The 17,312-nt window shown below is 73.1% G+C and carries 17 protein-coding genes; 12 read left to right on the forward strand and 5 right to left on the reverse strand.

Annotation, left to right across the window (positions count from 1 at the left end):
• The first annotated feature begins 1 nt into the window (after position 1).
• The 11 genes from ACF1AL_RS05520 (at position 2) to ACF1AL_RS05570 (ending at position 12,168) form a co-directional block, all read left to right on the forward strand.
• On the forward strand, positions 2–730 hold the full coding sequence (locus ACF1AL_RS05520; RefSeq protein ID WP_103786320.1) for a type 1 glutamine amidotransferase: 729 nt from the start codon (positions 2–4) through the stop codon (positions 728–730).
• Positions 731–920: 190 nt separating this feature from the next.
• Positions 921–1,946, forward strand: a complete 1,026-nt coding sequence (locus ACF1AL_RS05525) for a 6-phosphofructokinase (protein WP_366840702.1) — start codon at positions 921–923, stop codon at positions 1,944–1,946.
• A 180-nt stretch (positions 1,947–2,126) separates the two neighbouring features.
• Positions 2,127–3,077: a cytochrome c oxidase assembly protein gene (locus ACF1AL_RS05530; protein ID WP_366840703.1), complete on the forward strand. Its 951-nt coding sequence runs from the start codon at positions 2,127–2,129 to the stop codon at positions 3,075–3,077.
• 75 nt (positions 3,078–3,152) lie between these two features.
• Positions 3,153–3,335, forward strand: coding sequence for a hypothetical protein (locus tag ACF1AL_RS05535; RefSeq protein WP_391659058.1), 183 nt, complete (start codon positions 3,153–3,155; stop codon positions 3,333–3,335).
• A 66-nt stretch (positions 3,336–3,401) separates the two neighbouring features.
• Entirely contained in the window at positions 3,402–3,905 is a 504-nt protein-coding gene (locus ACF1AL_RS05540) for an Lrp/AsnC family transcriptional regulator (RefSeq protein ID WP_366840705.1), read from the forward strand.
• A gap of 124 nt (positions 3,906–4,029) precedes the next feature.
• Positions 4,030–4,848 (forward strand): dimethylargininase, encoded by an 819-nt coding sequence (gene ddaH / locus ACF1AL_RS05545; RefSeq protein ID WP_366840706.1) that lies wholly within the window; start codon positions 4,030–4,032, stop codon positions 4,846–4,848.
• On the forward strand, positions 4,848–6,068 hold the full coding sequence (gene rocD, locus ACF1AL_RS05550; RefSeq protein WP_384209484.1) for an ornithine--oxo-acid transaminase: 1,221 nt from the start codon (positions 4,848–4,850) through the stop codon (positions 6,066–6,068). Before ddaH ends, rocD begins: the two co-directional genes overlap by 1 nt.
• A gap of 493 nt (positions 6,069–6,561) precedes the next feature.
• A complete protein-coding gene (locus tag ACF1AL_RS05555; protein ID WP_391779031.1) occupies positions 6,562–9,024 on the forward strand; it encodes a SpoIIE family protein phosphatase in 2,463 nt (820 codons plus the stop codon).
• Between the two features lies 1 nt (position 9,025).
• The gene (locus ACF1AL_RS05560) at positions 9,026–10,252 is read left to right on the forward strand and encodes a PP2C family protein-serine/threonine phosphatase (RefSeq protein WP_391696511.1); all 1,227 of its coding nucleotides are present in this window, start codon (positions 9,026–9,028) and stop codon (positions 10,250–10,252) included.
• A 164-nt stretch (positions 10,253–10,416) separates the two neighbouring features.
• Positions 10,417–11,451, forward strand: a complete 1,035-nt coding sequence (locus tag ACF1AL_RS05565) for a tetratricopeptide repeat protein (RefSeq protein WP_391696508.1) — start codon at positions 10,417–10,419, stop codon at positions 11,449–11,451.
• Positions 11,452–11,688: 237 nt separating this feature from the next.
• Entirely contained in the window at positions 11,689–12,168 is a 480-nt protein-coding gene (locus ACF1AL_RS05570) for an ATP-binding protein (RefSeq protein WP_366840710.1), read from the forward strand.
• A 32-nt stretch (positions 12,169–12,200) separates the two neighbouring features.
• Here the strand turns inward: ACF1AL_RS05570 and ACF1AL_RS05575 are convergent, their stop codons facing one another.
• Complete coding sequence (locus ACF1AL_RS05575; RefSeq protein WP_366840711.1) at positions 12,201–12,374, reverse strand: hypothetical protein; 174 nt, start codon at positions 12,372–12,374, stop codon at positions 12,201–12,203.
• Positions 12,375–12,549: 175 nt separating this feature from the next.
• On the opposite strand from ACF1AL_RS05575, the gene ACF1AL_RS05580 reads away from it, so the two are divergent.
• Positions 12,550–13,047: a MarR family winged helix-turn-helix transcriptional regulator gene (locus ACF1AL_RS05580; RefSeq protein ID WP_391779183.1), complete on the forward strand. Its 498-nt coding sequence runs from the start codon at positions 12,550–12,552 to the stop codon at positions 13,045–13,047.
• A 36-nt stretch (positions 13,048–13,083) separates the two neighbouring features.
• Here ACF1AL_RS05580 and ACF1AL_RS05585 read toward each other — a convergent pair whose 3' ends face one another.
• The 4 genes from ACF1AL_RS05585 to ACF1AL_RS05600 all read right to left on the reverse strand — a co-directional run bounded on the left by ACF1AL_RS05585 (position 13,084) and on the right by ACF1AL_RS05600 (position 17,182).
• Positions 13,084–14,295 (reverse strand): PP2C family protein-serine/threonine phosphatase, encoded by a 1,212-nt coding sequence (locus ACF1AL_RS05585; RefSeq protein ID WP_391779184.1) that lies wholly within the window; start codon positions 14,293–14,295, stop codon positions 13,084–13,086.
• 207 nt (positions 14,296–14,502) lie between these two features.
• Complete coding sequence (locus ACF1AL_RS05590) at positions 14,503–14,946, reverse strand: anti-sigma regulatory factor (protein WP_391659053.1); 444 nt, start codon at positions 14,944–14,946, stop codon at positions 14,503–14,505.
• A gap of 40 nt (positions 14,947–14,986) precedes the next feature.
• A complete protein-coding gene (locus ACF1AL_RS05595) occupies positions 14,987–15,880 on the reverse strand; it encodes an STAS domain-containing protein (protein WP_391696503.1) in 894 nt (297 codons plus the stop codon).
• Positions 15,881–16,024: 144 nt separating this feature from the next.
• A complete protein-coding gene (locus ACF1AL_RS05600) occupies positions 16,025–17,182 on the reverse strand; it encodes a PP2C family protein-serine/threonine phosphatase (protein WP_391696500.1) in 1,158 nt (385 codons plus the stop codon).
• Between the last annotated feature and the right edge of the window lie 130 nt (positions 17,183–17,312).

Consider the following 17,312-nt stretch of genomic DNA (forward strand, 5'->3'; position numbering starts at 1 on the left):
TGTGAGCGACAACAGCCTGCGGGTCGTATGGGTCTACCCCGACCTGCTCTCCACCTACGGCGACCAGGGCAACGTCCTCGTCGTGGAGCGCCGGGCGCGCCAGCGGGGCCTCGACGTGGCCCGGCTCGACGTGCGCAGCGACCAGCCGATCCCGACCTCCGGTGACATCTACCTGGTCGGCGGCGGCGAGGACCGACCGCAGCGGCTCGCGGCCGAGCGGCTGCGCCGCGACGGCGGACTGACCCGGGCGGTGGACAACGGCGCGATCGTGTTCTCCGTCTGCGCCGGCTACCAGATCCTCGGCCACGAGTTCATCAACGACCTCGGCCAGCGCGAGCCCGGTCTCGGCCTGCTGGACGTGGTCTCGGTGCGCGGCGAGGGCGCGCGGTGCGTCGGGGACGTGCTCGCGGACATCGACCCGCAGCTCGGCCTGCCTCAGCTGACCGGCTTCGAGAACCACCAGGGCGTCACCCACCTCGGCCCGACCGCCCGCGCCTTCGCCAACGTGCGCATCGGCAACGGCAACGGCACCGGCGACGGCACCGAGGGCGCGTACAACGGCACCGTCTTCGGCACGTACATGCACGGCCCGGTGCTGGCCCGCAACCCGCTGATCGCCGACCTGCTGCTGAAGCTGGCGCTCGACGTCAACGCGCTGCCGCCGGTCGACGACCGCTGGTACGAGGCGCTGCGCGGCGAGCGCATCGCGGCCGCCCAGCAGCCGGCGTGACCCCGTCGTGAACCCCGGCTTCGCCCGGGGTTCACGAGCCCGTCTGACGCCCCGTCCGCACAGGTGAGCGGGGCGTTCCGACAGGCGGACGGCAGGTGCGGGAGGGGGCCCCGAAACCGCTAGGGTGGCCGGGATCGAGCCGGACAGCGCGGTCCGGTCCCGGCCCACGTGAAGAAGGTTGTTTCGGGCTATGCGCATTGGTGTCCTCACGTCCGGCGGCGACTGCCCCGGTCTGAACGCCGTCATCCGGTCCGTCGTGCACCGTGCCGTCGCCGACCACGGCGACGAGGTCATCGGCTTCCGGGACGGCTGGAAGGGCCTCCTGGAGTGCGACTACCTCAAGCTCGACCTGGACGCGGTGGGCGGCATCCTCGCCCGCGGCGGCACCATCCTCGGCTCCTCCCGGGTGCAGCCCTCGCACCTGCGGGACGGCGTGGAGCGCGCCAAGGGGCATGTCGCCGAGCTCGGGCTCGACGCGATCATCCCGATCGGCGGTGAGGGCACGCTCAAGGCGGCCCGGCTGATGTCCGACAGCGGGCTGCCGATCGTCGGCGTGCCGAAGACCATCGACAACGACATCGCCGTCACCGACGTCACGTTCGGCTTCGACACGGCCGTGGGCGTGGCGACGGAGGCGCTGGACCGGCTGAAGACGACCGCCGAGTCCCACCAGCGGGTGCTGGTCGTGGAGGTCATGGGCCGCCACACCGGCTGGATCGCGCTGCACTCCGGCATGGCGGCCGGCGCGCACGCCATCGTCGTGCCGGAGCGGCCCTTCGACATCGAGGAGCTGACGGCGCGGGTCGGCGAGCGGTTCGACGCGGGCAAGCGGTTCGCGATCGTCGTCGCCGCCGAGGGCGCGAAGCCGAAGGCCGGCTCGATGGACTTCGACGAGGGCGGCAAGGACATCTACGGGCACGAGCGGTTCGCCGGGATCGCCCGGCAGCTGTCGGTGGAGCTGGAGCGGCGGCTCGGCAAGGAGGCCCGCCCGGTGATCCTCGGGCACGTGCAGCGGGGCGGCACGCCGACGGCGTACGACCGAGTGCTGGCGACGCGGTTCGGGTGGCACGCGGTGGAGGCCGTGCACGCGGGCCGATTCGGGCAGATGACGGCCCTGCGCGGCACCGACATCGTGATGGTGCCGCTGGCGGAGGCCGTCGAGACGCTGAAGACCGTGCCGGCGGACCGGTACGCGGAAGCGGAGTGCGTCCTGTAGTCCGTCCGGCGGGTGCGGGTCCGTCGTGGTCGCTCGCGCCCACGCGGCGGAGCCGCATATGGACACAGCCCCGCGCCCCTTGGCGGCTTACCCGACCCCGGTCACTGACGTGGCCGGGGTCCGCCGTACCCTGAGAGCCGACTCAAAGCGCACAACCCCCCACGAATCAGGAGCCGGCGGATGGAGCACAGCGGGCACGGCATGGTCATGGATCTGCCGCCGTTCACGCTGGGACGTGGTCTTCAGTGGTCGGCGGACCCCTTCTTCCTCGTCGCCTGCCTCCTCGGGCTGGCCCTGTACGGCTGGGGCGTGCTGCGGCTGACGCGGCGCGGCGACGCCTGGCCGGTGAGCCGGACCGTGTCGTACGCGGTCGGTGTGCTCACGGTCGCGCTGATGATGTGCACCAAGCTGAACGACTACGGCATGGTCATGTTCTCCGTGCACATGGTCCAGCACATGGTGATCAGCATGCTGTCGCCGATCCTCATCCTGCTCGGTGCCCCGATCACCCTCGCCCTGCGCGCGCTGCCGACCGCCGGCCGGGGCCGCACGGGGCCGCGCGAGCTGCTGCTGATGCTGCTGCACAGCCGGTACATGCGGATCATCACGCACCCGGCGTTCACCATCCCGCTGTTCATCGCGAGCCTGTACGCGCTGTACTTCTCGCCCCTGTTCGACTTCCTGATGGGCTCCAAGACCGGGCACGTGGCGATGATGGTGCACTTCCTCGCCGTCGGCGTGGTGTTCTTCTGGCCGATCATCGGCGTGGACCCCGGTCCGCACCGGCCGGGTCATCTGATGCGGATGCTGGAGCTGTTCGCGGGCATGCCGTTCCACGCGTTCTTCGGCATCGCGCTGATGATGGCGTCGGCGCCGATGGTCGAGACGTTCAAGAACCCGCCGGCCTCCCTCGGCATCGAGGCGCTGTCGGACCAGAACGCGGCGGGCGGCATCGCCTGGGCGTTCAGCGAGATCCCGTCGGTGCTGGTGCTGATCGCGCTGCTGTTCCAGTGGTACGGCTCCGAGCAGCGGCAGGCCCGCCGCACGGACCGCGCCGCCGACCGGGACGGCGACAAGGAGCTGGAGGCGTACAACGCCTATCTGGCCTCGCTGAACGCCCGCACCGACTGATCGCGTCCCGACAGGGCTCGGGTGCGTGGATCCGGGGCACCATGGAGGGGAGCCGACCATGAGGAGGGTGTCGCGATGCCCGGTTCCGTTCCCGGTTCCACGCCAGGGTCCACCAAGGCCATGGCGGCCGTCACCCTCGGCGGGCTCGTCGTCGTGACCGCGTACACCGTGGCGCTCGGCAGCAACGGCTGGCTGTGGTTCGGCTGGGTCGTCCTGGGTCTGATCACGGTCGGGATGGCCGCGACCCGCACCAGCTGACCGGCTCCGGCCACCGGCCGGCTTCGCCCGCCTCACGGCCGTGCGCACGCTGGATACAGTGCGGACATGAACAGCAGGCCGGCGCCTTTCGACGAGCTCGACCGCAAGATCATGACCGCTCTGATGGCCAACGCCCGGACGAGCTTCGCCGAGATCGGCGCTGCCATCGGGCTCTCGGCGACGGCGGTGAAACGGCGGGTGGACCGGCTGCGCGAGGCCGGGGTGATCACCGGGTTCACGGCGACGGTGAAGCCCTCGGCGCTGGGCTGGCGCACCGAGGCGTATGTAGAGGTGTACTGCGAGGGCGCGGCACCGCCCCGGCGGCTGGCCGAGGTGGTCCGCAACCATCCGGAGATCACCGCGGCGATGACGGTGACCGGCGGCGCGGACGCCCTGCTGCACGTGCGGGCGCGGGACGTGGAGCACTTCGAGGAGGTGCTGGAGCGGATCCGTACGGAGCCGTTCATCCGCAAGACGATCAGCGTGATGGTCCTGTCCCACCTCATCCCGGAGTCTCCCGAGGCGGGCGCCAACCAGGTCGCCCCGGACGGCGCAGCAGACGTGCGTTGAGCCGCGTACGAACGCAGTGATCCTGCGTGAACACGCAGCTGTCGTTCCTTGTCCGCCGTCCCCGTCAGTTCCTACCGTGGTGTCAACCCTCAGTCGACACCCCAGGAAGCGGAGGGACCCCTCTGTGACCGACAGCCGTGTGCCGCGCCGGCGGCGCTTCCTCGTCTGCGAACCCAGACACTTCGCCGTGCAGTACGCGATCAACCCCTGGATGCATCCCGACACACCCGTCGACGTCGACCTCGCCCGGGAGCAGTGGCAGGCCCTGATCGGTGCCTACCGCGCCCACGGGCACGCCGTCGAGGCGGTCCAGCCCGTGCCCGGGCTGCCGGACATGGTCTTCGCCGCGAACTCCGCGGTCGTCGTCGGCGGCCGCGTCTTCGGCTCGCTGTTCCACGCGCCCGAGCGGCGCCCGGAGTCCACCCACTACGACACCTGGTTCAAGGCGGCCGGCTACGACGTGTACCGGCCCGAGAACGTCTGCGAAGGCGAGGGCGACCTCGTGTGGACCGGCCGCTATATGCTGGCGGGGACCGGGTTCCGCACCACTCGTGAGGCGCACCGCGAGGTGCAGGAGTTCTTCGGGCACCCGGTGATCAGCCTGACCCTGGTGGACCCGCGTTTCTACCACCTCGACACCGCCCTGTTCGTGCTCGACGACGGGCCCGACGGCAACATCGCCTACTACCCGGAGGCGTTCTCGCCGGGCAGCCGTGAGGTGCTGCAGCGCCTGTACCCGGACGCGGTCCTCGCGACCGAGCAGGACGCCCTCGCCTTCGGCCTGAACTCGGTGTCCGACGGCCGCCACGTGTTCATCGCCCCGCAGGCCGAGACGCTCGCCGCCCGGCTGGACGAGCACGGCTATGACCCCGTTCCCGTCGACCTGTCGGAGTTCCGCAAGGCAGGCGGCGGCATCAAGTGCTGCACCCAGGAGATCCGCTGATGAGCGCACCCGCACACGTCCGCACCTCCGCCGAGCTGATCGGCGCGGAGCAACCCGTCCTCGCGCACAACTACCACCCGCTGCCCGTGGTCGTCGCCCGCGCCGAGGGCGCCTGGGTGGAGGACGTCGAGGGGCGCCGTTACCTGGACCTGCTGGCCGGCTACTCGGCGCTCAACTTCGGCCACCGCCACCCGGCGCTGATCGAGGCGGCGCACCGGCAGCTGGACCGGCTGACGCTGACCTCGCGGGCGTTCCACAACGACCAGCTGGCGGAGTTCGCCGAGCGGCTCACCGCGCTGACCGGGCTGGACATGGTGCTGCCCATGAACACCGGCGCCGAGGCCGTGGAGAGCGGCATCAAGGTGGCCCGCAAGTGGGCGTACGACGTGAAGGGCGTCCCCGCGGACCGGGCCACCATCGTGGTCGCGGCGGAGAACTTCCACGGCCGGACCACGACGATCGTCGGCTTCTCCACGGACGAGACGGCCCGCACCGGCTTCGGCCCGTTCGCGCCGGGCTTCCGGATCGTGCCGTACAACGACCTCGCCGCGATCGAGGCGGCGATCGACGAGACGACGGCGGCGGTGCTGATCGAGCCGATCCAGGGGGAGGCCGGCGTGATCATCCCGGACGACGGCTATCTGGCCGGTGTGCGGGAGCTGACCCGGCGGACGAACACGCTGTTCGTCGCGGACGAGATCCAGTCGGGGCTGGGCCGCACCGGCCGCACCCTGGCCGTGGAGCACGAGAACGTCCTGCCCGACGTGCTGCTGCTCGGCAAGGCGCTCGGCGGCGGGATCGTCCCCGTGTCGGCGGTGGTCGCGACCCGTGAGGTGCTCGGGGTGCTGCACCCGGGCGAGCACGGCTCGACCTTCGGCGGCAACCCGCTGGCGGCCGCCGTCGGCACGGCGGTGATCGAGCTGCTGGAGACGGGCGACTTCCAGCGCCGGGCCGCCGAGCTCGGCGAGGTGCTGCGCGCGGGCCTGTCCGCGCTGGTCGGCCGCGGCGTGGTGGGCTTCCGCGCGCGGGGGCTGTGGGCCGGCGTCGACGTGGACCCGGCGATCGGCACCGGGCGGGAGATCAGCGAGCGGCTGATGCGGAAGGGTTTCCTGGTCAAGGACACCCATGGCTCCACGATCCGCCTGGCCCCGCCGCTGACGATCACCCAGGAGGAGCTGGAGTCGGCCCTCACCGCCCTGGAGAAGGTCCTGACCGACTGACCTCCTGCCGGGCGGCTTCCCCCAGGGCCTTGAGGGAGGCCGCCCGGGCATCCAGGGGACGGGCCGGCCTCGGCGCGTGCGGGTGGATCACCACTCTGGCCGATCACGGGCCGGGACGGGCCGCTCCCCCGGCGCGGCGCCCACCGAGCGGTCTGGCCCCAGGGGCGCGCAGGAAGAAGACCCCGCCGAGCGGGCCGCTGCCTCGCGTAGCGGCCCGCTCGCCCGTGTCGCCGGAGGTCGGCGACCAGCCCGCCTGGTCGGCCTCGCCGGCCCGAGCCCTTCCGCCTTCCTCCTGGGCACGCCGGCTCCCCATGGCCGAACCCGGCCCCTGCCTCGGGGCGCCACTCCCCCACGCCGCGAGGCGCGTCCTCCCCGGGAAACACCCCCACTCCGTTCCCCCGTCGAGCGCTCGTCGACCGTGCGGCCCGTGTCGGGGCGGGTGAAGATGGGGGGCAAGAGTGGTGGACCACTGTCAGCGACAGAGAGGTCGGCCGTGGGCAGTGACGACGGGCCGGACATGGCCGGCCGGCGGTTCGACGTGGCGGACGCCGCGCCGGTGCTGCTCGACGGCCAGGGACTGGTGACGGGCTGGACGCGCGAGGCCGAGCGGCTGCTCGGTTACACGGCCCCGGAGGTCGTCGGCAAGCAGCTCGCCGACCTGCTGACCGGCCCGGACGCCGAGCGCGCGCCCGAGGTGCTGGAGCGGTGCCGGGTGGACGGCGGCTGGGCCGGACTGCTCACCGCCCGCTGCAAGGGCGGACCGGCCACCCGCTTCATGGTGCGCATCACCGCCGCCGAGGAGTCCCGCGGCCCGTCGCGCTGGCTGGCCCTGCTGTCGGCGATGCCCGGCGGCCCCGGCTGGGACATGAGCCGGACGATGCTGGAGCAGATGGTCGCGTGCTCCCCCATCGGCATCGCGATCGTGGACACGGACCTGCGGTTCGTGTGGGCGAACGAGGCGCTGGCGCGATACGGCGGCGCTCCGGCGGAGCAGCGGCTCGGACTGCGCCTGGCCGACGTCCAGCCGGGGCTGGACGCGGAGGCGATCGAGGCGCAGATGCGCCGGGTGCTGGCCACCGGCGAGCCGGTCATCGGCTACGAGCACGTGGGGCGGGTGCGCGCCGCCCCGTACCGCGAGACCGCGCACATGATGTCGTTCACCCGGCTCGACGACGACCAGGGCCACCCCATGGGCGTGTACTACACGGTCGTCGACATCAGTGAGCGGCGCCGCGCGCAGCAGCGGCTGGCCCTGCTGGACCGGGCCGGCGAGCGCATCGGCCGCAGCCTGGACCTCATGCGCACCGCGCAGGAGCTGGCCGACGTGGCGGTGCCGGCGCTCGCCGACTTCGTCGCCGTGGACCTGCTGGAGGAGGTGCTGCACGGGGCTGAACCCCGGGGTACGTCGGTGCCCGGCGCGCAGCCCGTGCCGCTGCGCCGGGCCGCCCACCGGTCGGTGTCCCCCGACATACCGGAGGCCGTCGTCGAGATCGGCAGCGCCACCTCCTACCGGCCCGGTTCGGCGCCCATCCGGTGCCTGTCGTCCGGCCGCCCCTGGCGGGAGGAGCGGCTCGACCCGTCGGCCCGCCCGTGGGCGGCGGAGGCGCCGGGCGGCCGGGAGGCCACGTTCGGGGAGCTGGGCCTGCACAGCGCGATGGTGGTGCCGCTGCGCGCCCGGGGCGTCACCCTGGGCATCACGACCTTCTACCGCCACCACCGGCTGGAGCCGTTCGACGCCTCCGACCTCAGCCTCGCGGAGGACTTCGTCTCGCGGGCCGCGGTCTGTCTCGACAACGCGCGCCGCTACACCCGGGAACGCGGCGCGGCCCTCGTCCTGCAGCGCAGCCTGCTCCCGCTCCGGCTGCCGGAGCAGGACGCGGTGGACGTCTCCGCCTGTTACCGCCCGGCCGACGAGCTGACCGGGCTCGGCGGGGACTGGTACGACCTGATCCCGCTGTCCGGCGCCCGGGTGGCCCTGGTGGTGGGCGAGGTGCCCGGCCACGGCATCGACGCGGCCGCCGCGATGGGCCGGCTGCGCACCGCCGTACGCACCCTGGCGGCGCTGGACCTGCCGCCCGAGGAGGTGCTGGCCCACCTGGACGATCTGGTGGCGCCGCGCGCGGCCCGTGGGGAGTACGGCCGGGCGGACGCCGGGGAGGAGGACGGCGCCCACTCCGTCGGATCCGGCTGCGTGTACGTCGTCTACGACCCGGTGGACGGCCGGTGCGCGATGGCCGCGGCGGGACATCCGGCGCCGGCCGTGGTGCTGCCCGACGGCACGGTGCGTTTCGTGGAACTGCCGCAGGGACCGCCGCTCGGCGCGGGCGGGCCGCCGTTCGAGTCGGTGGAGCTGGTGCTGCCGGAGGGCAGCACGCTGGCGCTGCACACGGACGGGCTGCTGACCGACGGCCGGCACGGCGCGGGGGACGCCGACCGGGAGCGGCTGCGCCGGGCGCTGCGGGAGGCGGCGCCCTCCCTGGACGTGCGGTGCCAGGCCCTCGTCGACGCGCTGGTGCCGACCCGCCCGCACGACGACGTGGCGCTGCTGATGGCCCGCACCAAGCGGCTGAACGGGCACCAGGTCGCCGACTGGGAACTGCCCCACGACCCGGCGGCGGTCGCGGACGCGCGCAAGACGGTGTGCCGGCAGTTGTCCGAATGGGGGCTGGGCGAGCTGGCGTTCACCACGGAACTGGTGGTGAGCGAGCTGGTCACCAACGCCATCCGGTACGCCGGCGGCCCCCTCCGGCTGCGGCTGATCCGGGAACGGGCCCTGGTCTGCGAGGTGTTCGACGGCGGGGCCACCGCCCCGCATCTGCGCCACCCCCGCACCACGGACGAGGGCGGCCGCGGGCTGCTGCTGGTCTCGCAGCTCACCCAGCGCTGGGGCACCCGGTTCGTGCCCGACGGGAAGATCATCTGGGCCGAACAGCCCTTGGCGGGTGCGGAGGCGTGACATGGGCGAGGTCATCGACTACGCGGCCGTGTTCCAGAGCCTGCCCGGCATGGTGGCCCTGATCACGCCCGGACTGGTGTACGCGGACGCCAACCAGGAGTACCTGAAGGTGGCCGGACGCACCCGCGAACAGGTCGTCGGCCGGCACATGTTCGAGGTCTTCCCGGACAACCCCCACGACCCCTCGGCGAGCGGCATGCGCAATCTCGCGGCCTCGCTCGAGCGGGTGCTCGCCACCGGGCAGCGCGACGCGATGGCCCTGCAGCGCTACGACGTGGAGAGCCTCGAGCGGCCCGGCGAGTGGGAGGAGCGCTACTGGAGCCCGGTGAACGCACCGGTGTTCGGTCCCGACGGCGACGTGGTGCTGCTCGTGCACCGGGTGGAGGAGGTCACCGAGCTGATCCGGGCGCGGGGCGGCCACACCGGCAGCCGGACCCGCGTGCTGGAGGCCGAACTGTACACCCGCGCACGGGAGTTGCAGGAGCTGAACGAGCGGCTGCGGGACGCGCACGCCCGCGAGCGGGAGGTGGCGCTCGCCCTCCAGGAGGCGATGCTGCCCGCACTGCGGCAGGTGCGCCACCAGGGCACCGCCGTGCGCTACCGCCCCGCGGTGGGCGCACTCAACGTGTGCGGCGACTGGTACGACCTCGTGGACCTGGTCGGCGGCCACCGCCTCGGCGTCTCGGTGGGCGACGTGGTGGGCCACGGGCTGGAGGCCGCGGGGGTGATGGGCCAGCTGCGCAGCGCGCTGAGCGCCGCCTCCCGGGTCGCGGCCGGCCCCGCCCAGGCCCTGGACGTGCTCGGCCGGTACGCCGGCGTCGTGGACGGCGCCGAGTCGGCCACCGCGGTCACCACGTTCGTCGACTTCGACGCCCGCACCATCGCCTACAGCAGCGCCGGGCATCCCCCGCCGATGCTGGTGCACGCCGACGGGCGGATCGAGTGCCTCGACGGGGCCACCGACCCGCCGCTGGACGCCCGGCCCGACCCGCTGCCGCGGGTGCAGGCGCAGACGGCGTACACGGACGGCGCCACCCTGGTGCTGTACACCGACGGGCTGATCGAGCGGCGCCGCGAGGACATCGACACGGGGCTGAACCGCCTCGCCGACTCGCTGCGCCGGCACCGCGCGGACGACCCCGAACGGCTCGCCGACGCCGTCCTGCTGGAACTGCTCCCTCCGGGCGGCGCCACCGACGACACGGCCCTGGTCGTGGTGCGGTTGTGAGCACCATGACCCGAGTATCGGCGCGCAGCCGCGGCCCTGGCCGACCTGACCGCCGACGCGGGACGGCTGTGGCCGTCGGTGGTCCCGGGGCGTGTGCCATGCTGGCGCACGCCCCGGTGCCACGTACGGACACGGGCCCATGCAGCAGTACGAGAGGAACCTTCATGCCGGAGGACAACACCGAGGCCCGGGCGGAGCAGGAGTGGTCGGCCGGCCATCACGCCGCCGCACTGTCGCTCTACCTGGAGGCATGGACCGGCCCGGACGACGAGGTCGCGGACACGATCCTGGACCTGATCGAGGACTGGGACGACACCGAGGCCGCGCTGGAGACGATCTCCGCGGCCGCGGCCGCGGGCAACGCCGCGGCGTACGAGGCGCTGGCCGATCTGCTGGTCCAGCTGGACCGGCCCGAGGAGGCCGTGTCGGCGCTGCAGGAGGCGGAACGCCGGGGCCGTGACGTGACGCTGTGGATCGCGGGCATCCTGGCGGACGAGATCGAGGACCGCCCCCGCGCCGAGGAGTACTACCGACGGGCGCTCGCCGAGAACCACCCGAACGCGCTCAACGACTACGGCGCCTTCCTGCGCGACGGCGGTGAGCGGCTGGACGAGGCCGCCGAGCTGCTGCGCCGGGCGGTGGCCCAGGGCGACACCCTGGCGGCCGGCAACCTGGGCCGGCTCCTGCTCGACCAGGACAAGCCCACGGAGGCCGTCGGCTGGCTGCGGCAGGCCCTGGAGGCCGGGCACCGCTCCGTCCTGGTCCCGCTCGGCGAGGCCGAGAACGAGTCGGGGGACACCGAGGCGGCCGGGCGGCACCTGCGGGAGGCGCTGGAGGAGGAGCTGCCCGGCGCGCACTTCGCCTACGCCCTCCACCTGACCGACACCGGTGCCCTCCAGGAGGCCGTGCCCCACTACGAGGCCGCCCTGGAGATGGACGAGGAGACCAACGCCCTGCTGAACCTGGCCCTGCTGCACGAGGAGCTGGAACAGCCGGCGCAGGCCGAGCGGCGCTACCGGGAGGCGATCGACGCCGAGGACGAGGAGGCCTTCGTGCCCTACGCGCGCTTCCTCGCCGCGCAGGGCAGGGCCGGGGAGATCGATGCCCTGCTCAGCCGGGCGCCGTCGGCGGACCTCGACCCGGAGGACCTCGCCGAACTGCGGGTCCTCGCCGACAAGGGCCGCACCGCCGACGCGTGACGCGCCGCGGCGCCCCACCCGTCACTCCCCTGCCCCGTCCGGCCACCGTCCGGGCGGGGCAGGGGCTTGTGCGGGCCGTGGAGATGCCGCGGCGGGCGGCCGTCCTCCGTCGGCGCCCCGGGTGGCCTGTTCGTGTGGAGGAAGCGGCGGTGACGCGGACAACAGGGGAACAGGGGGCGTCACTCACCCGGGAGGGGGTACGCGCGAGGCGTGACGGGAGTGATGAAGGCGGCTGCGATGGACTCGACACCCCTGGGCGAGGACGGCGCGGTGCCCGACGAGAAGGCCCTGCGGACCACGGTGGCGCTGGAGGGGGACGGCACGGTCATCGCCCGGGCGCGCCACCTGGCCGCCGGTTTCCTCGGCCGCGTCCAGGACGAACACGACGTGCCGGTGTCGCGGCGCGCCGTGGATCTCACGCAGCTGGTGGTCAGCGAACTGGTCACCAACGCCCGCAAGTACGCGCCCGGCCCCGTGCTGCTGAACCTGCGCATCCTCGGCGACCTCGTGGAGATCGAGGTATGGGACTCCGATCCGGTGCTGCCGGTCGCCCGCGCCGCGGACGTCGGCCGGGTCGGCCAGCACGGCCTGGAGATCGTGCTGGCCGTCGCCGAGGGCTTCGAGGTGCGGCGTGAGGTCGTCGGCAAACGGATCACCGTGCGTCTCGCCCTGCACGACGAACCCGCCGCCGCCCGCTCCGGCCGCCCGCCGGCGTAGCGCGGGGGAACGGGTCCGGTCGGGGCCATCCGTCAGCGGGTGAAGCGGTCCTTGGCGCCTTCCTTGACGGCCCGCGCCTTGCCCCGGGCCTCCAGGGCCGCGCCCTTCGCCTCCGTCACCCGGTCGCCCAGCGCGTGGGCCACCTTCCGCACGGCCTTCCCGACCACCTGCTCGGCCCGCGCCTTGGCCTTCTCTCCAGCACTCATGTCGGCCCCTTCCCGCACCCCCACACATCCTCCTGCCGTACCGGCACGCGCGGAAGCGCCGGGACACGATCGAAAAGGCTGACCTTCGTATCGCTTGCCTCCTGCCGCTTCGGGTACAGCGATGCACAGAGGGACACGTGTCCAGTGCCTGGAGCTTACGGAAAGTGATGTGTTCGTGACCCGTCTCGGCAGTCCCGGCGGCGACCGCGCGAGGGAACCACGCGACGGCCCGGAGGCCGTCGCGTCCCAGATCGCCGATGCCGTGGACAGCCTGACGCACCTGTGGTCGGCGGCTGCCCAGGAGGCGGTCCTGCGGCTGTCGCCGCACCAGCTGAGGGCCTTGCGGACGCTTCAGGCGGCTCCGGACCTGAATCTCACGGGCCTGGCCGAGCACCTGGGCATCGGGCTGCCGACGGCGAGCCGGCTGTGCGACCGGCTGGAGGCCGCCGGTCTGCTGGAGCGCTCCTCCCACCCGCACAACCGGCGGGAGGTGCAGCTGAGACTCACCGGGCAGGGCAACCGGGTGCTGGCGGACGTGGCGGAGCGGCGAGCCCAGGCCCTCCGGGCCGCCCTGGCCTCCATGTCGGCCGAAGAGCGCGCCGCCCTCAGCCGTGGCCTGCGGGCGTTCCTGGCAGCACGGGAAGCGAGCGGCCCTCCCCCGGCGCCGTCCTGACGGGCCTTCTCAGCCGCGCCGTCCTGACGGGCCCTCTCAGCCGGCGGTGCCGCCGCCGGGCGGCGCGGACGGGGCGGTCCGGCCGGTCCAGTCGAGGCAGACCACCGCGGCGTCGGTCAGCAGGTCCTTGTTCCCGTGATGCTCCAGAACCGCCGAGACGACGGCACGTGCCGTCTCGTGCGGGGGCGTGTTCCGTGTCGCGCTGAGCACCTGACGCAGGGCGTGCTCGCCGAAGAGGTCGCCGAGCTCCGAGCGCGTGTCGTGCACACCGGCGCTGACCGCGACGAGCCGGTCGCCGTGCTCCAGACGGAAGGTCTGCTCGTCGTAGGGAGTCTCCTCGAACATCCCGAGGGGCAGCTGGGGTTCCAGGCCGACCTGTTCGATCGTGCCGCCGCGCAGCAGGTACAGCTTCGGGGACCCGGCGTCCACCGCCCGGACCTCACCGGTGGCCAGGTCGAAATGGAGCAGGAGCGTGGAGGCGTACACCTTGCCCCCGTACTGGGCGTAGACGGCCTGGTCGGCGAGGCGTGCCTGGTCGGCCAGGCCGACGCCGGCCCGGCGGGCGTTGCGCAGCGCTCCGACGGCGAGGCTGGTCAGCAGGGAGGCGTCGACGCCCTGGCCCATGCCGTCGGTGACGGTCAGCGTCAGGTCGTCGGCACCGGTCGACCAGTCGAAGTTGTCGCCGCCGATCGCGTAGGCGGGCTCCAGGTGGGCCCCGATGACGTACTCCTCGCGGGCGCACCCGCGGCCGGGCAGGAGCTGCCACTGCATCTCGGCGGCGAGGGTGAGGCGGCGGGTGCGCCGGGCCAGGAGGTAGAGGTCGGTGTCCCGGCCCGCGGTCACCACCTCGTGGCCGAGGGCGGTGGCGAAGTCGTGCAGGCGGAGCACCGTCTTCGGGTCGGCGGCCGGTGCGGGCAGCCGGACGGAGAGGACGCCCAGCCGGTCTCCGCGCACGGTGATGGGCAGATGGACCACGTGCGTGGCCGGGTCGCGGGTCACCTCGACGACCGGGTTCTGGGTGATGAAGGCACTGCCGGCGGGACCGTCGTGAGCGGGGACGGGCTCCCCGGTGTGGGGCAGATGGGTGACCGGCTGCAGGACCCGCAGACCGTAGTCGGCGAGGAGGAGGGTGGTCTTCCGGGCGCCGAACCGCTCCGCCAGAACCTGCTCCGCGGTGGCGACGAGGGCGTGCGGCGGAACCGCCCTGAGCCGGCTCTCCACGGACGGAACGGGCTCCGAGGCATACATGGTGTCCACCTTCTCCCCTCGCGGTCTTCACACTCACGCGACGCATACCCCGTGAACGGCGTCTTCGTCAGGCGGGCGGGGTCGTGTCTCGGGTGGCGTGCGGGAGCGGCTGCCCGGCACCCGGCGCCGGGATCGGGATCGGGATCGGGATCGGGATCGGGATCGGGATCGGGATCGGGATCGGCGACATGGCGTTCCGCACGCGACTCAACCGGCCGTGCGCGGAGAGGGCATGCCGGACTGCCGGACGGTGAGGGTGACGGTGGTGCCCTGTCCGGGCCGGCTGTCGATGTGGAAGTCCGGCACCAGCCGCCTGGCCCCGCTCAGGCCGAGCCCGAGGCCGCCGCCGGTGGAGTAGCCGTCGGTCATCGCCAGGTCGAGGTCCCGGATGCCGGGCCCCTGATCGACGAAGGAGAGCCGCAGTCCGCGCGACCCGCCGTCGTCCAGCCCCTGCATCTCCAGGTGCCCGCCTCCGCCGTGGACGAGGGTGTTGCGGGCGAGTTCGCTGGCGGCCGTGATCAGCTTGGTCTGCTGGACCAGGCCGAGGCCGAGATCGGCCGCGGCCTGCCGGACCTGCTGCCGCACCCGGGCCAGATCGGTGTCCGAGCCGATCGGCACCGTGGTCGTCGCGGCGAGTCGGGCATCCGTCACGGGCCCTCCTCCCGGGTTGCGGACGGCGCCGCCGACGGGTTCACCGCGGACCGGGGGGGACGGTGATCCGCGGGGTGATCTCGACGCCCAGCCCGCTCAGCGCGTACGCCAGCGCGTCCGCCAGACCGCTGCGGGTGACGACGGAGCCGAGATCGATCCCGAGGTGGACGATGGTCTGCGCGATCGCCGGGCGGATCCCGGAGACGACGCACTCCGCCCCCATGAGTCCGGCGGCGGCCACCGTCTTCATCAGGTGCTGGGCGACGAGGGAGTCGACCGTGGGCACGCCGGTGATGTCCAGGATGGCGTACCGCGCCCCCTGGTCGACGATCGCCTCCAGCAGGCTCTCCATGACGACCTGGCTGCGCGCGCTGTCGAGCGTCCCGATCAGGGGCACGGCGACGATGCCGTCCCACAGCTTGATGACGGGCGTGGCGACCTCGAGCAGCTGCTGACGCTGCCGCTCGATCAGGTCCTCGCCGGCGCTCAGAGTGGTCTCCATGACCACCAGGCGCAGGGTGCCCGTCAGGAGCGTGAGGGCCAGGACGCCCTCCTGCGCCTCGGGGCCGGACGGATCCGGGAACTCACCTCGCAGCAGTTCCACGGCGGAAACCCGCAGGGCCGCGACCTCGTTCGCGATCTGCGCCGGGGTGGCCCCGCCGCGGGCCCGCGAGGCCGCCATCCGCCCGAGCTGGTCACGGATCGCCTGGAAGCCGGGCGCCGTGACGTCCTCCAGTCCGTCCGAGAGGGCGACGGCGGCCAGGGCGTCCACGACGGCCTTGCAGGCCTCCACGGCCTCGTCGCGCGAGACGGTGAACACCGTGCGGAAGAGCGCCGCGTCGGCCCAGCGCTGGGCGATCTGTTCCCGCCGCTCGCCCAGGAAGGTACCGATCCTGCGCGCCGCGGCTGCCGCGTCCTGATCTGACGCCTGCATCTGCTCCTCCTGTACAGGCCCGGCGCACCATGATCAGCACGCTTCGCCAATTATTGCCGGATGACAAACATCTGCGGCGGGCGAGTGAGGCGTACGACACACGATCGCCACCTTTGCGCCACACTCCGCGCACCGTGCCGCCGGTCAGCGGCCTCGCCAGTCGAGGCAGACCACCAGGGCGTCGTCGTCCGGGACGGGCCGGCCGCGGTGGCCGCTCAGCTCGCGCAGAATGGCGCGCGGCACCTCGGCGGCGGGCAGCAGCCGGGTAGCCTGGATCGCCCGGGCCAGGGCTGCGTCGCCGTAGGGCTCCCCCTTGGGCGAGGCCACGGCGTAGACCCCGTCGCTGACGAAGATCAGGCGGTCCCCGGGCTCGGCCTGGAACTCCTGCGCGACGTAGTCCGTCTCCTCGAACATGCCGAGCGGCAGCTGCGCCTCGAAGGGCACCCGCTCGACCGCGCCGCCGCGCAGCCGGAGCATCTGCGGGGAGCCGGCGTCCACCACGCGGGCGCGCCCGGTGGCGAGTTCGAAGTCGAACATGAGCACGGAGAGGAAGCACCGGCCCCGGTAGTGGGCGTAGACCGCCTGGTCGGCCAGTGCCGCCTGGTCGGCGATCGGGATGCCGGCGCGACGCGCGTTGCGCAGCGCGTTGATCGCCAGATTGGTCAGCAGGGAGGCCTCTATGCCCTCCCCCATGCCGTTGGTGACGTAGAGCATGAGGTGGTCCGCCGTCGCGGACCAGTCGAAGTTGTCGCCGAAGATGGCGTAGGCGGGCTCCAGTTGGGCCCCGAGGTCGTACTCGGGACGCGAGCAGGAGCGTCCGGGGAGCAGCTGCCACTGCATCTCGGCGGCCAGGGTGAGGCGATCCTTGCGGCGGGCCTGCAGGTACAGGTCGGTGTCCCGTTCCGCGACGACCACCTCGTGGGCCAGGACCTCGGCGATCTCCGCCAGCTCGGCGAGGCACTCCTCGACGTGGTCCGCGGGCACGGTGACGGACAGCACGCCGAGCCGGTCACCGCGCACGGTGACCGGGAGGTGCGCCCGGGCCAGGCCGCCCTGGAGGTCTTGCACGAAGGGCTGCTGGGAGCCGAACGCGCGGCCGGCGGGGCTGTTGTGCACCGACACCGGTTCCATGGTGTGCGGCAGGACCGACACCGGCTGCAGCACGGTCAGGCCGTAGTCGGCCATGAACAGCTCCACGGACCGGGCCGCGTACCGCTCGGTCAGCACCCGCCGGACCGCGTCCAGCAGCTCGTGCGGAGCCGCCGTACGTACGGCGCGTTCAGCGGCCACAAATCTGTTCACGATGGAGAAAACACCATTCCTTCTGCCGGAGAGACACCGGACGTGGTCGGGGACAATGTCGTTCCCCGTCTACCCGGTCGTCGAAGTCATCAGCAGCCGGGGCGGCCCGCCTAGTAGGCTGGCAGCCGTC

This window comes from Streptomyces sp. NPDC014801 (genome assembly GCF_043082085.1).
In the GTDB taxonomy this organism is placed as follows: Bacteria; Actinomycetota; Actinomycetes; order Streptomycetales; family Streptomycetaceae; genus Streptomyces.